The following is a 13,559-nucleotide window of genomic DNA, read 5'->3' on the forward strand; positions in this document are numbered from 1 at the left end:
AGGACATTCTAATGAGCGGTAGCGATCTGGGCGGTGCACCATCCCTGCCGTTACCGCTCTTGGTGCTGGTTGCGGTCTTGATGGCGGCGCCGATGGTCCTCGCCCTCAAAAAAGTACAGGGCTATCCGGCGCGATTTGTTATTCTCGCCATTTGGTTGCGCTACATCATGAGCGCTTTTCATGAGGTGACATTCTCACCAGTTGTCGCTGGACTGAGCCTGAATGCGCTGGGCTCAGTGGCGGTTGCTGGAATCGGGCTGTTACTGCTCAATCCACGGCACTTGCTGTTCAAACCGCTAATGCCAGTCTATGCTCTGATTCTGCTTTCCCTAATAAGTGCAGCGGCAAATGACGGTCTGTTCACCGCATTGAATGCGGCGGTCAAGCACGTCTATTTTCTGGTGTTGATGGTCGCTGTTTACCGAGCCCTGCTGGACAATGGCGGTGCGCGATTTTTCTCGCCGTTGCTCTGGGCCTTTGCACCTCTTGTGGTCTTTCAGTTGCTATCCATTGGATTGGGCGCGGTGAAAGCATCCGAATTTGATGGCTCGAGCAGCTATATCGGTGGTTATAATCACGAAGCAACTTTCTCCATAGCGATGGCGACCTTTTTTATAGTCGCCTGTTTTGCAACGACTTTGCCACGTGTGATTCAAGCTTTGTTGTCCGCCGGATTGCTGGGCGGTATTATTCTCGCGAATTACCGAACCACGATGCTTGCTGTTTTGCCATTGGCCGCCATTCAGATGGTCAGTAGCGCCATGTTTTCCTTTGTGCGGGAACAGCGCGTGATTTTAGCGGTCATCCTGTCATTACTGATGTTGGTCGGTCTATTTATATTGGCCGGCTTTTCAGCGGAACGTTTCAATGATCTGGCCGTGTTCTTCGGTGATCCCGGCCAGTATATAAAACCACAGGCGGAGTTTTCGTTTGACGAGCGGCGCCTGTTGTCAGGCAGATTTTATATCTGGTCAGGCTATATTTACGCATGGATGGAAGGATCGACACTCAATCATATGATTGGTTTCGGCCCGGACAGCTGGGAGGAGATATTCAAAGTCTATCCCCATAATACCATTGTCGCTTATCTCTACGAATTGGGTTGGGCTGGCGTCTTTCTGTTGCTGATGTTCTGGATTATGATGTTCAATCTGGCAATCAAAGCACCTGTTGAGGATCGCGCAACATTGGTGTTTGCGCATTTGTCATTCCTTTTCATGAACTTGGCAACCATGGCCCTGTGGCAAATTGAAGGTGTAATTTTTTATGCCATTATTTGTGGTTTTTCGCTATTCAGGAAAGTGGAAACAGGGGCTGTCAAACGCCATTGGAAAGCGAGCTTGCACCCTGTGTGACTCTGATAAATCGGAGTTGTTGGAACAGGGAGGCATGTGTGGACAAAAAGGCAGACAATGCTCACAGGCCCGACCCTTCGGTTATTTCCGATGACCTGGTTAGTCCCAGAGTCTATAAAGATCGCGAGCGCAAACTCGGTGATCGCGAAGCTGAAAGCACGAATTCAGCAGAGCCCTGGGCCGAATCATCTGCTTCGGAGAGAGCGGAACAGCTGCCCTATAAAATGTGGATCATCGGCCTTGCGGGGCTGTTTGTTTGGGCCATTATTGTAGCCGCAGTTTTGCTCTTTTTCACTTGACCGCATACTTATCCCGTCACCCCGAATTCTGTGCATCATATCGCCGAAACGTTTTGCGGATCGGCGGGACTTGCTAGTAAATCCTGGATGTCCCCCCCATCCGAGGCAGGTTTTTTGCGGCCAAAGATTCTCTTTATTATCAACTCTCTGACCGGCGGTGGCGCTGAGCGGGTCATGGCCGCGCTGCTCAGCCACTCGGCGGGCTATCGTGAACAATATGATATTGCTCTGGCGCTGCTCGATGACGAACCGCAAGCTTATGAGATACCTGACTGGATCACGGTTCACCAATTGGATTGCGGTGGCAGTCTATGGCAGTCTGTTCGGCAAGTACGTGCGCTCGAAAGATCGCTACAGCCTTCGGTAACCCTCAGTTTTCTAACCCGCGCCAATGTCGCCAACTGGGCCAGCAGGGCTGCCAGGCGCAAACCGTGGATCATTAGCGAGCGAGTGAATACCAGCGCCCATCTGGGTCACGGATTTTCCGGCAGGCTGAGCCGCGGTCTGGTAAGCTTATCCTATCGGCAGGCAACCTGTGTCATTGCCGTCTCGCAGGGCGTAGCTGATGACCTATCGAGTAATTTCGCAGTGCCCACGAAGAAAATCAGTGTCATTGCGAACCCTGTCGACGTTACACGGATATCCCGGCTGGCGCTCGAAAAGCATCCTGTCCACACGCACGAGCCGTATATTGTGGCGATCGGCCGCTTGGTCGAAAACAAGAATTTCCGATTGTTGATTGATGCTTTTTCAGCGGCGTCGGTGCCCGAAAAGCTGATCATCATCGGTGACGGCCCACTGCGCTCTGTACTGGAAAAGCAAATAGCGGATCATGGCTTGCAGGACCGGATCATTCTGACCGGATTCATTTCCAACCCTTTTCCGTTGCTGGCCGGAGCGCAGTTTTTTGTGTTGCCATCTAATGCGGAGGGGTTTCCCAATGGCTTGGTCGAGGCAATGAGCACCGGAACGGCGGTCATTTCGACAAACTGTAGATCCGGTCCATCCGAAATTCTGGCGCGACAGAGTAATATGACCGTCGAACGGATGACGCCGGTGGATTTTGGGGTCCTGGTTCCCTGTGACGAGATTGAACCTATGGCCGATTCTTTGCTCTATTTACAGGACGATGCGGTCCGCAAACGACTGGCTCGGCTCGCTTTGGCGCGCACCAAAGACTATACACCGGAAAAGGCGGCACAGCATTACTGGCATGTGATAGGCAATGCCCACGCTGCTGCGTAGCTGATCATATCAGGCAGTTGTTTAACCTTGGGGCTATGCAAGGAATTGAAGCGGATATGCATCAATCTGGCCTCGTGACTTTTGTTCCTGTTCGGGCGGTTAGCAATAGAGTTTTTGTGCCGTCAAAGGTGCTTTTTTTGCCCTTGATTCTGGCCACCTTGTTTCCGACCGACGCTCACGCGCAGCAGTCTGACATATTGGAGGATTTTCGTGATGAAAGCCTTCAGTTCAAGCGCAGCGAACAGCTTGGCGTACGGGATCGCTCGCAGCCAGAATTTGATCCTGTCCCGTACCGGATTGATGGAGTGGAAATAATGCCCAGCATCAATATTGACGCTTTTTATGATAGCAATATCTTTGCTGTGAACGATGCCAGCGACGATTTGATTATACGGGTCAGGCCGAAGCTTACCGCTTCAACCAAGTTCGGAAATTTCAACATAACCACCGCCGCCGAAGTTGATCACCGGCAGTATCTCAGCACCGATAGCCAGAGTACTACCGACTTCACATTGGGGCTACGTGGTCGTTACGATATCAGCCGTGAGAGTCAGATTTACATCGGTACCCGCAATGGCCAGAAGACCGAAGACAGAACCGATCCGGCATCTCCGCTGAACCTTCAGGAGCCCGTTCAATACCGGTTTGCTTCTGCCTTTTTCGGAGCCGCACAGAATTTTAACCGATTACGGATCGCAGCGCGTGCCGGTGTAGAAAAGCGCAACTATGAAGATGGACGTGATGGGCTCGACGCTCTTGTCGATCAGGACTTTCGCAACCGCACATTGTGGACCGGCGATCTAGGCGCGGAATTTGCGGTCAACCCAGATATATCGGTTTTTGTGAACGGCAGCGTCAATCGACGCGATTATGTTAGCCAGCCGCCATCACTGCCTTCCCGAGATTCAGAAGGATATGAAATTACGGCCGGCACAAGTTTTCAGCTGAGCAAGTTGATCCGCTCGGAAATTGGTATCGGCTATTTTCAGCAAGATTTCGAAGATGCGGGTTTTGATGATGTTGACGGTTTTGCAATTCGGGGGAAGTTGGAATATTTTGTCACGCCGCTCGTGACTCTGACAGCGCGCGCCAATCGTGGTGTCGAGGAATCATCAACTTTGGGATCAGGCGCTTTCGTCGCAACATCTGTTTCGCTGACGGCAGACTATGAGCTTCTGCGCAATCTGATCGTTACGGCCAGTGTCAGTTACGAACAGGACCGTTTTCAAGACATCGACCGGGACTATGATATTACAGGGGCCGCGATGGGTGTCGAATGGCGTCTGGCACCGCGCTATTCGTTGCATGCACGATATGATTTTCGCGACCAGGATGCTTCTGGAACATTCCCGGGGCGTGCATTTTCACGGCATCGTTTTCTGGTCGGCATCACGATTGCAGGAATGTGATATGATCACCTATCTGAACCGTCGAACCTTTGTTTCCGTCATTGCTTTGGCATCTCTCGCCGGATGTTCCCGTAGCGTAAAAGCGGCGACGATTGAGGGCAGGACGTTTCAAGGTGACGGTTCTGGAGAGGGGTTGAGAGCACAATCGGGGCTGGTGATCAGGAATTCCAAATTTCTCAATCTGGGGAACGGTGCGATACGGGTGAATGTTGCAACTGACGGGTTGGTAGTCGAGCAGGCGGAAGGCAGGAATCTATATCGGTTCCTAGAAAACACCGCATCCAATCGCTCCACGCCGGCCTCACTTACAAATTTCACACTGCGGCGGATTATGGGTGCCGATATCAGACGTGCCATGACCCGCATTCGCTATGGGTCGCGAGATGGTCTGATCGAAGATGTTATTGCGCGAGCAAGCGACAATACCGAACGTTACTGCGCCGGTTTTGTCCTTGATGATGAAGCACGTGAGATTATTTATCGGCGATGCGAGGCGCATGGCTTTGTTGAACGGAGCCGGTCGAGCGATGATTATTGGAATGGCGATGGCTTTTCTGACGAGCGAGGCAATAAAGCGATCCAATATCTCGGTTGCATTGCCACTGGCAGCAGCGACGGCGGCTTTGATTTGAAATCAACGGAAGTCCGGCTGGTCGATTGTGTGGCCAAGGATAACAAACGGAATTTTCGTTTTTGGGGCAATGGTCTAGTCGAAAACTGCCGCAGCGAAGATCCTCGGTCATATGGTGGGTCCGGCAGGCCAAGCCATTTCTCTTTCCATGGCGGGACTGCCAAATATGTTATCGATCGCCCGGTTGTGCGTGCTGCATCGGATAATGATGCGCCGGTTTTCCTATTTGACAATGACACACCCGCTAACGTCGAAATCCGCAATGCAGATATCGACGCGCCTAGTGCACCGCTCGTTCTTGCTGAAAATAGCGAGCCGAACATTACGTGGGTTCCTCCGCGTGACGAACAGAATATCCGGACTGCTGAATAATTCCGCTCCAAAAATCCTGTCCTACAAGAGCATCAATCGGCTATGCTATTGGCTAAGCAGGATGGATGCAGCGACCATTTAAACAGATCGCGGAAATCGGAAAACTGGGTAGGCGATTCTGTTTATGATTGCAGAAACTCAGGCAAAAAAACTGGAGTGAAAAATCCCCGATTTCGCTCTTGAAAATTTCGGCCATAACTCGCGCCTCTGGCTGGAAACCGTCACTCTATAAGTGAGAACTGTGTGAACTTTGCGCTTAATTGGTCGATTAAATTGTCAATTGCAACCTTGTCGCGAGAATGGCATAGTAGCTTTATAGCTGGGAGAGACGGCAAATGGCTACGCAGATGGCAGAAAAAAACAGCACCGGTGCACAGGCACCGACAGAGACGGTCGATGTTTTGATCGTTGGAGCGGGTATTTCCGGTATCGGTATGGCAGTCCATCTGCGCGACAAATGTCCGGGTAAGAGCTTCGCCTTGGTCGAACGCCGCGAAGAAATTGGCGGAACGTGGAACCTTTTCCAATATCCGGGAATACGCTCTGACAGCGATATGCACACATTAGGCTATAAATTCGAGCCATGGACAGAGCAAAAGGCTATCGCTGATGGCCCTTCGATTATGAACTACCTACACCGGATCAAGGCGAAACATGATCTGGAAAAGCACATATGTTTTGGTCACAAGGTGCTGAGCGCGAGTTGGTCAAGTGAAGAGGCCCGCTGGACAGTGACTGCCGAAAAATCGGACGGCAGTCAGACCGTTATGTATGCCAATTTTCTTTATATGGGGTCTGGCTATTATGATTATGATCAGGGTTATGACGCGAAGATAGCGGGTATCGAAAACTTCAAGGGGGATGTTGTCCATCCCCAATTTTGGCCCAAGGAACTGGACTATAGCGACAAAAAGATCGTGATTATCGGCAGCGGTGCAACGGCGGTGACTATTGTCCCCGTGATGGCCGAGAAGGCATCGCATGTCACCATGTTGCAGCGTACCCCAACTTGGTATTTCGCTCGCGACGCGAAGGACCATCTCGCCAATTTCCTGCGTAAGATCATGCCCGATCAGTGGGCCTATAATATCATCCGCTGGAAAAACGTGAAAATGCAGGACATCACGTTCAATATGGCACGGAATAAGCCTGAGAAAATCGTCAAAAAGCTGGAGAAACCGCTCAAGAAAGAGCTGGGCGACAAGTATAACAAGGAAGATTATACCCCACCTTATGGACCATGGGAGCAGCGCCTCTGTCTTGTTCCGGATAGCGACATGTTCAAGGCGATCAGCTCTGGAGCAGCGGATGTCAAAACCGGTCATATCGAGACTGTGACCGCTGATGGCATCAAGCTGAAATCGGGTGAAAAACTGGACGCGGACGTGATTGTTACCGCTACGGGTCTGAAATTGGCGGTTGCCGGCAAGGTCGCGTTTGAAGTCGATGGTAAGGCTGTGAATTGGCCGGAACATTATTATTATAAAGGCTGCATGTTCTCCGATATACCGAATATGGCGATTGTCTTTGGCTATCTGAACGCATCCTGGACGCTCAAGGCCGATATTGTCTCGGAATATGTCTGCCGGATGCTTAATCATATGGACGCTACCAGCACACGGATCGCCAATCCTGTGTTGACCGAAAACCTTGAAGATGAAGAGCTATTTGATTTTTCTTCCGGCTATATCAAACGCGCTATCAATGAGCTGCCGCGCAACAGCACGATGATGCCTTGGAAGCTGAATCAGGACTATCTGTTTGATAAGAAGGTCCTGCTCAATGAAGCCATTGATGACGGTGTGATTCAGTTTTACGGGCCAAATAGCCAATCGACAACGGATTCTGAACCGGCGCTCGAAGCGGCGGAATAATTCTAATTTTTGCATGAATGCCTTGTAATTAACATTAATGTTAGTAAGTTAGTTTCATGAAAAATGAAATTCTAGATGTCCTGATCGTTGGCGCTGGCTTGTCCGGCATTGGTGCAGCGGTTCACCTGTCCAAGCGTTGCCCTGGAAAAAACTTCGCAATTGTCGAGGGGCGTGAACGCCTGGGCGGGACCTGGGACTTGTTTCGCTATCCGGGCATTCGTTCGGACAGTGACATGTACACTTTAGGCTATAACTTCAAACCCTGGACCGCGCGCAAGGCGATTGCCGACGCGCCCACAATTCTAACCTATTTGCGGGAAACTGTAGAAGAGTATGGGCTCGAAGAGCATATTCGTTACGAGCGCAAGGTTACCGATGCGAGTTGGTCGAGCGAAACCGCCCGGTGGACGGTCAGCCTGATCCATGGTGATGGCACGACGAGCGAGATTGAATGTAACTTCCTTTTCATGTGCTCTGGCTATTACAGCTATAAAGGCGGATACAAGCCTGACTTCAAAGGGCAGGATGAATTTGCCGGACCGATCATTCATCCTCAGGAATGGCCTGAGGATTTGGATTACGCTGGCAAGAAAGTAGTTGTCATTGGCAGTGGCGCCACTGCAGTGACGCTGGTCCCGTCGATGGCGGAGACCGCAGAACATGTTACCATGTTACAGCGATCGCCAACTTATATCGTATCGCGTCCCGCCGAGGATAAATTTGCGCTGGCTCTTCGCAAATTCTTACCGAGCAAATTGGCTTATGGTGTGACCCGCTGGCGCAATGTTCTCTATCAACTCTTCACATTTAATCTCGCGCGGAGCAAGCCGGCTGGTTTTAAAAAGACCCTGCTAGACATGGTGCGCGAGGAGATGGGTGAGGGTGTTGACATGAAGCACTTCACACCAAGCTATAACCCATGGGATCAGCGACTATGTCTAGTTCCTGACAGTGATCTGTTCCGGTCACTCAAGTCGGGTAAGGCGTCGATTGTGACTGACCACATCGAACGATTTGTTTCAGATGGAATATTGCTAAAATCCGGCGAGAAAATTGAAGCCGATATCATTATCACTGCAACCGGATTGCAGCTCGTAAATGGCGGCCACACTGCGTTTAAGATCGACGGTGACCCTGTCCATTTCGGCTCGCGCTTCAACTATAAGGGAGTGATGTTCTCTGACGTACCCAATCTGGCGATGACATTTGGTTATACCAATGCGAGCTGGACACTGAAAGCTGATCTGACCAGCGAATATATTTGCCGTTTGATCAACTTAATGGATCGCAAAGACGCTCAAATTGCCTATCCGCACCCGACAGATCCGGAGTCGATGGTTCCTGAAACCATAGTAGATTTCTCCTCGGGCTATATTGAACGGGCCGCTGCGGATTTGCCGAAACAGGGTCAGAAAAAGCCGTGGCGATTGAACCAGAATTACGCAAAGGATATCATCAATTTGCGTCATAGGACGGTGGATGATGGTGTGATGGTGTTTGCGAAAGCTGGTAGCAAATCGGTTGATTTGGAGCAAAAAGGTCAAAAGAAGGAAGCAGTTGCGGCGTAATTAGGTTCTCGCACTGCGGCAATTCTGTCGCTATAACACCGTCATGACTGATTTTGCGAAATTGATAGAGGCCGACAAGGGCCAGCCAGCACGTACTATCCAGATTTTGGATGTGAAGAATTTTGAAGACTGGCTGAAAGACCAGTCCGAGAGTGTCCGCAGCATCGTGAAGGCCTATAAATTTGTTGCCAATCCGAAATCATTTCTGATTCTTCCTATTGCATCAAGCAAAGGCCAAAAAGACAAATCAGAGCAAGGTGATTTCACGGTTGTGGCTGGAGTGAAGAACCACAAAAAGCTCGATCCCTGGGCGTTGGCCAAATTGGGAGGAAAGCTGCCTGAAGGAAAATATCGCCTGAAAGGGGCTAGTGCCAAAGGTGGCCTGTTTAGCTGGCTGATCCCGCAGCATAGCTTTGAGCGGTACAAGGAAGTTGAAAATAAGCAGGGACCTAGCGTTCTGCTGGTTAAAGAAGAGATTTCCAAAGTTGATGAAGCGGTGCGTCAGGCGGACGCTACAGCGCTGGTTCGCGATATGGTGAACACGCCCGCTGCTGACATGGGGCCAGACAAGATTGAGGATATTGTTGAAAAACTGGCTGATAAGCATGACGCGGATCTGAAAGTTACGCGTGGCGATACGCTAGAAAAACATTTTCCGATGATTCACGGTGTCGGCAAGGCAGCCATGCGCGAACATGCACCTCGCTTGATCGAACTCAAATGGGGCAAGGCTGATGCCCCCAAGATCGCGATTGTAGGCAAAGGCGTAACCTTTGATAGCGGAGGACTTTCAATGAAGTCGCCTGCGGGCATGTTGATCATGAAGAAAGACATGGGTGGAGCGGCTCATGCAATTGCGCTGGCGAAGATGATCATGGAAGGAAATCTGCCAGTTCAACTCCACCTGCTTGTACCAGCAGTTGAAAATTCGGTTGACGGTCATGCACTCCGTCCCGGTGACATCCTGAACAGTCGCAAAGGTTTGACCGTGGAAATTGGCAATACGGATGCTGAGGGGCGTTTGGTGCTTGGTGATGCATTAACGCTTGCCGGTGAGGAAGAGCCGGAACTTATTATTGATTTTGCAACGCTGACCGGTGCGGCGCGTGTTGCATTGGGGCCTGACTTGCCGGCCTTGTTTTGCAACAACGATGATATGGCCGCTGGTTTAATCGAAAGCGGGGAAGAGGAAGATGATCCGCTGTGGCGAATGCCTCTCTGGTCGCGCTATGAATATCGTCTCAACAGCCCGATTGCAGATACAAATAACGTCGCTACCGGCTCTTTTGCAGGCTGTATTACGGCTGCCCTGTTTCTGAAGAAATTTGTGCCAAAAAACACTCCCTGGGCCCATTTCGACACCTATGCTTGGCGTCCCGCAAGCAAGGCAGGGCGACCGAAAGGTGGAGAAGCGCTGGGTTTGCGTGCGAGCTGGACTTATCTGAAGGCACGTTACGACAAATAGCCGAATTCAGTCGCAGCTTGATCAACTGGCCGCTTCTCGTTTAAGGGCGGCTATATTGTAACAGCTTTGTCATAAAGCGCTCAAGTCGCGCAGCGGCGGTAAAGCCGCAAATGGGGTAGATGAGAAACATGAATATTGTCGGGGATATGAAAACCGGGGACATGGCGGCACGCGCGAAGTTTTCGCTGCACGGTCCCGAAGAGGATTTTGATCCACGGACAACTGCGCATCGCGGCGATTTGGCGGATATCGCCTTGGCGGGCAAATTGTTCGCACCACATTATGCGGAAACAATGCCGATGCGTTGTGCTGCTCCGAAAGCGATGATCCGCAAGCAAGGCAGCAAAAATCATGTCGCGGTGTCTGAACTGCTGCATGGCGAAGATTTTCATATGCTGGATGTCGTTGGCGACTGGGCTTGGGGCTATTGTGATCATGATAATTATGTTGGTTACGTACCCGTGCATGCATTGCAGCATCAACGTAAGACGGCGCAGCCTACACATCTGATTTCAGCGCGAGCAGCGCTGATTTTCATAGAACCCGACGTCAAGGCAGGCGTGATGAAGCGACTGCCAATGGGCGCGAAATTGGCATGTGGTACACTCAGTGATTGCGGCAATTTTTTGCAGGCAGGCAAAGGCTTTGTGCATGTTCGCCATGTTCAGGAAATTGGCGCTAAGCCGGTTTTTGACGGTAAAAATAACACCGTTGGATTTGCTGAACAGCTCATTGGTGCGCCATATTTGTGGGGTGGCAGGAGCGGTGACGGCCTTGATTGCTCCGGCCTCGTTCAGATGGTGCTTGGTTTGACTGGTCAGTCTGCCCCGAGAGATGCTGATCAGCAGATGAAAGCTGTCGGCACGGAACTCTCCAAGGATGACGACCTGAAACGGGGCGATCTTGTCTTTTTCCCCGATCATGTCGGTATAATGGCCGATGACAGCGAGATTATTCATGCCAACATCCATTGGATGCAAGTGTGCGCAGAACCGCTCGGTGATGTCGTAGCACGTTTTGATGTGGATTCACCGATATCGTCGCGTAAGCGGCTCAGTTGATGATCATATTGGTGATGGATCATGACATATAGTGTCTTCATTGATGGAGCGGCTGGGACAACGGGCCTGGAGATAGCGGATCGCTTGAGCAATCGCTCGGAATTCAATCTTACGCAGCTGCCGGATGCCAAGCGCAAAGACACGTCGGCTCGGCGTGAAGCGATTAATGATAGCGACTTTGTCATCCTGTGTTTGCCTGATGAAGCAGCAAGGGAGGCGGTATCGCTGGTCGGAAATGATCAGACCCGTGTCATCGATGCATCATCGGCGCACCGGATCGCGCCCGATTGGGTCTTTGGATTTGCTGAATTTAGACATGGTCAGCGGGAGCGCATCGCCGGAGCAAGATTTGTGTCTAATCCCGGTTGCTATCCCACGGGGTTTCTCGGCCTCGTTAACCCCCTTATCGCTAGTGGGCTCCTGCCCACGGACTGGCCGTATACCGTCAATGCCGTATCCGGTTACTCTGGCGGTGGGAAAGCGTTGATTGAACGCTTTGAGCGGGAACCGGATATCGGATTTCGAGGTTACGGCTTGGCTCTTGATCATAAACATATGCCAGAGATGAAGCGCCACGCTGGCCTGACCCATGATGTGATTTTTGCGCCATCGGTGGTGCGTGCCTATCGCGGAATGATTGTTGAGGTTCCGCTAAACCTGGCCGCAATGGATGTTGCCGCAAAAGCGGGCGACTTGCTGGATGCATTGAGATTGCATTACGAAGGCTCTCCGATTGTCGGTGTACATGATGGGACTGGTCTCGACGAACTGTTGCTCAGTGAGAATGACCCGGCCACCGACCGGCTTGAGCTCCATGTTTGTGGTGAGGCAACCGGCGATCATGTGCGGCTTGTGGCCAAGCTTGATAATCTTGGCAAAGGGGCAGCAGGAAGTACGGTTCAGGACCTGAACATCATGGCTGGTCTCGATGAGACCTTGGGTCTGCGTCTTTAAGCTATTCCGATCTATTCGGAGCCGCCGCTATCTCTGTCAGGTCTTAGACTGCTTCCTGCCCGTCCGCTGCGAAAGGACGTGAACCAGGTGACTGGGTTAAGACTTGTCGTGCCATCAAGCGAGAAGGTGATGAATTCTGCCCGCCCTCCAATATTTTCTGCAGGAATGACACCGTCCAGCCCGCGCGGGCTTGCAACACGGCTATCAGCAGATAGGTCGCGATTGTCACCAAGCAGATAGACGTGGTTTTCCGGGATGATGATTGGATCAACATCATCGGTCATTTGAGGGCCCAGATCTATGATATCATAGCTTACGCCATTTGGTAGCGTTTCACGAACAATGGGGAGCATACATACGGCATCGCCATTTGCATCAGTATCGCGCAAACCGGGGAATTCCTGACCGCCGCATGGGGCATTGGCATCTATTGGCAATTGCAAGTCTGGCTGTATCTCTTGTTTAACTGGCGTTCCATTGAGAAAAACCTGACCGCCGCGCAATTCCAGCGTATCTCCCGGCAATCCGATAACCCTTTTGATATAGTCGCTGCTTTGATCTTTTGGGGTGAGAATAACGATATCTCCACGCTCCGGCAAAGACCCGAAAAGTCGCCCTTCCATCCGCGGCAATATGTGAAAAGTGGGCGACACCCAAGACCAACCATAGGCATATTTGCTTACGATCAGACGATCGCCTACCAAGAGACCCGGCATCATCGACACTGACGGAATATAAAATGGTTTGGCGACGAGGCTATGGAAAGCCAAAACGGCAAGCAGTAAAAGGCCAATACTTTTGGCCTCGCCGACCCAATCGGTTTTCTCTTTTTCGGATCCCCCAGACTTAATTGCCTGATCATCCGCCTTTTCTACAGCCATATTCTGTTTTCTTCTTCTATTGCCTTCACCGTGATCTCTCAGCGTGTGGGCATCGCCTCTATAATTACGAACGCTTGGGCCCATGGATGATCGTCAGTGAGTGTGAGATGAACGATAGCATCATATCCGGCGGGTGTAAGGGCGTCGAGGCGTTTTTTTGCTCCGCCGGAAAGCGCCAATGTCGGAGCCCCGCTTTTAGCGTTGACGACGCCGATGTCTTTCATGAATACGCCAGCTTTGAAGCCAGTTCCAACCGCCTTGGAATAGGCTTCCTTGGCCGCGAAGCGCTTCGCGTAGGTACCAGCCTTCGTAAACGGTCGTCGAGCAGCCTTCGCGCGTTCGATCTCAGTAAAAACGCGCTTCTCAAAACGTTCGCCAAAGCGATCCAGGGAATTCTGGATCCGTTCAATATTACAAAGGTCTGAGCCTAGTCCAATAATCATGA

At 51.2% G+C, this 13,559-nt stretch carries 12 protein-coding genes; 10 read left to right on the forward strand and 2 right to left on the reverse strand.

The features are described 5' to 3' along the window. Window positions 1-11: 11 nt before the first annotated feature. From DG177_RS16115 to argC, 10 genes are all read left to right on the forward strand, one after another. Window positions 12-1,355: a hypothetical protein gene (locus DG177_RS16115; RefSeq protein ID WP_108812423.1), complete on the forward strand. Its 1,344-nt coding sequence runs from the start codon at window positions 12-14 to the stop codon at window positions 1,353-1,355. 38 nt (window positions 1,356-1,393) lie between these two features. Continuing rightward, complete coding sequence (locus DG177_RS16120; RefSeq protein ID WP_108812424.1) at window positions 1,394-1,654, forward strand: hypothetical protein; 261 nt, start codon at window positions 1,394-1,396, stop codon at window positions 1,652-1,654. Window positions 1,655-1,768: 114 nt separating this feature from the next. Beyond that, complete coding sequence (locus DG177_RS16125; RefSeq protein ID WP_337658951.1) at window positions 1,769-2,899, forward strand: glycosyltransferase; 1,131 nt, start codon at window positions 1,769-1,771, stop codon at window positions 2,897-2,899. 137 nt (window positions 2,900-3,036) lie between these two features. After that, window positions 3,037-4,308, forward strand: coding sequence for an outer membrane beta-barrel protein (locus DG177_RS16130; RefSeq protein ID WP_337658952.1), 1,272 nt, complete (start codon window positions 3,037-3,039; stop codon window positions 4,306-4,308). Between the two features lies 1 nt (window position 4,309). Further along, window positions 4,310-5,311, forward strand: coding sequence for a hypothetical protein (locus DG177_RS16135; protein WP_108812427.1), 1,002 nt, complete (start codon window positions 4,310-4,312; stop codon window positions 5,309-5,311). A 335-nt stretch (window positions 5,312-5,646) separates the two neighbouring features. Continuing rightward, window positions 5,647-7,185: a flavin-containing monooxygenase gene (locus DG177_RS16140; RefSeq protein ID WP_337658953.1), complete on the forward strand. Its 1,539-nt coding sequence runs from the start codon at window positions 5,647-5,649 to the stop codon at window positions 7,183-7,185. A gap of 56 nt (window positions 7,186-7,241) precedes the next feature. Beyond that, window positions 7,242-8,753 carry an NAD(P)-binding domain-containing protein gene (locus tag DG177_RS16145; RefSeq protein ID WP_108812428.1) on the forward strand — a complete coding sequence of 504 codons (1,512 nt, stop codon included), beginning with the start codon at window positions 7,242-7,244 and terminating at the stop codon, window positions 8,751-8,753. 43 nt (window positions 8,754-8,796) lie between these two features. Beyond that, the gene (locus tag DG177_RS16150; protein WP_108812429.1) at window positions 8,797-10,218 is read left to right on the forward strand and encodes a leucyl aminopeptidase family protein; all 1,422 of its coding nucleotides are present in this window, start codon (window positions 8,797-8,799) and stop codon (window positions 10,216-10,218) included. Window positions 10,219-10,337: 119 nt separating this feature from the next. Next, the gene (locus DG177_RS16155) at window positions 10,338-11,279 is read left to right on the forward strand and encodes a C40 family peptidase (RefSeq protein WP_337658954.1); all 942 of its coding nucleotides are present in this window, start codon (window positions 10,338-10,340) and stop codon (window positions 11,277-11,279) included. Between the two features lie 21 nt (window positions 11,280-11,300). Beyond that, the gene (argC, locus tag DG177_RS16160; protein ID WP_108812430.1) at window positions 11,301-12,233 is read left to right on the forward strand and encodes an N-acetyl-gamma-glutamyl-phosphate reductase; all 933 of its coding nucleotides are present in this window, start codon (window positions 11,301-11,303) and stop codon (window positions 12,231-12,233) included. An 11-nt stretch (window positions 12,234-12,244) separates the two neighbouring features. Here argC and lepB read toward each other — a convergent pair whose 3' ends face one another. Then, window positions 12,245-13,114 carry a signal peptidase I gene (gene lepB, locus DG177_RS16165; RefSeq protein WP_108812431.1) on the reverse strand — a complete coding sequence of 290 codons (870 nt, stop codon included), beginning with the start codon at window positions 13,112-13,114 and terminating at the stop codon, window positions 12,245-12,247. A 38-nt stretch (window positions 13,115-13,152) separates the two neighbouring features. Beyond that, window positions 13,153-13,557 carry a holo-ACP synthase gene (acpS, locus tag DG177_RS16170; RefSeq protein WP_108813024.1) on the reverse strand — a complete coding sequence of 135 codons (405 nt, stop codon included), beginning with the start codon at window positions 13,555-13,557 and terminating at the stop codon, window positions 13,153-13,155. Between the last annotated feature and the right edge of the window lie 2 nt (window positions 13,558-13,559).

The organism is Sphingorhabdus sp. Alg231-15, from assembly GCF_900149705.1.
Lineage (GTDB): Bacteria > Pseudomonadota > Alphaproteobacteria > Sphingomonadales > Sphingomonadaceae > Parasphingorhabdus.

Coding starts and splice junctions, on each gene's coding strand:
- DG177_RS16115 (WP_108812423.1), top strand. CDS start 12: ATGAGCGGTAGCGATCTGGGCGGTGCACCATCCCTGCCGTTACCGCTC.
- lepB (WP_108812431.1), bottom strand. CDS start 13,114: ATGGCTGTAGAAAAGGCGGATGATCAGGCAATTAAGTCTGGGGGATCC.
- DG177_RS16150 (WP_108812429.1), top strand. CDS start 8,797: ATGACTGATTTTGCGAAATTGATAGAGGCCGACAAGGGCCAGCCAGCA.
- DG177_RS16140 (WP_337658953.1), top strand. CDS start 5,647: ATGGCTACGCAGATGGCAGAAAAAAACAGCACCGGTGCACAGGCACCG.
- DG177_RS16135 (WP_108812427.1), top strand. CDS start 4,310: ATGATCACCTATCTGAACCGTCGAACCTTTGTTTCCGTCATTGCTTTG.
- DG177_RS16145 (WP_108812428.1), top strand. CDS start 7,242: ATGAAAAATGAAATTCTAGATGTCCTGATCGTTGGCGCTGGCTTGTCC.
- DG177_RS16155 (WP_337658954.1), top strand. CDS start 10,338: ATGAGAAACATGAATATTGTCGGGGATATGAAAACCGGGGACATGGCG.
- acpS (WP_108813024.1), bottom strand. CDS start 13,557: ATGATTATTGGACTAGGCTCAGACCTTTGTAATATTGAACGGATCCAG.
- argC (WP_108812430.1), top strand. CDS start 11,301: ATGACATATAGTGTCTTCATTGATGGAGCGGCTGGGACAACGGGCCTG.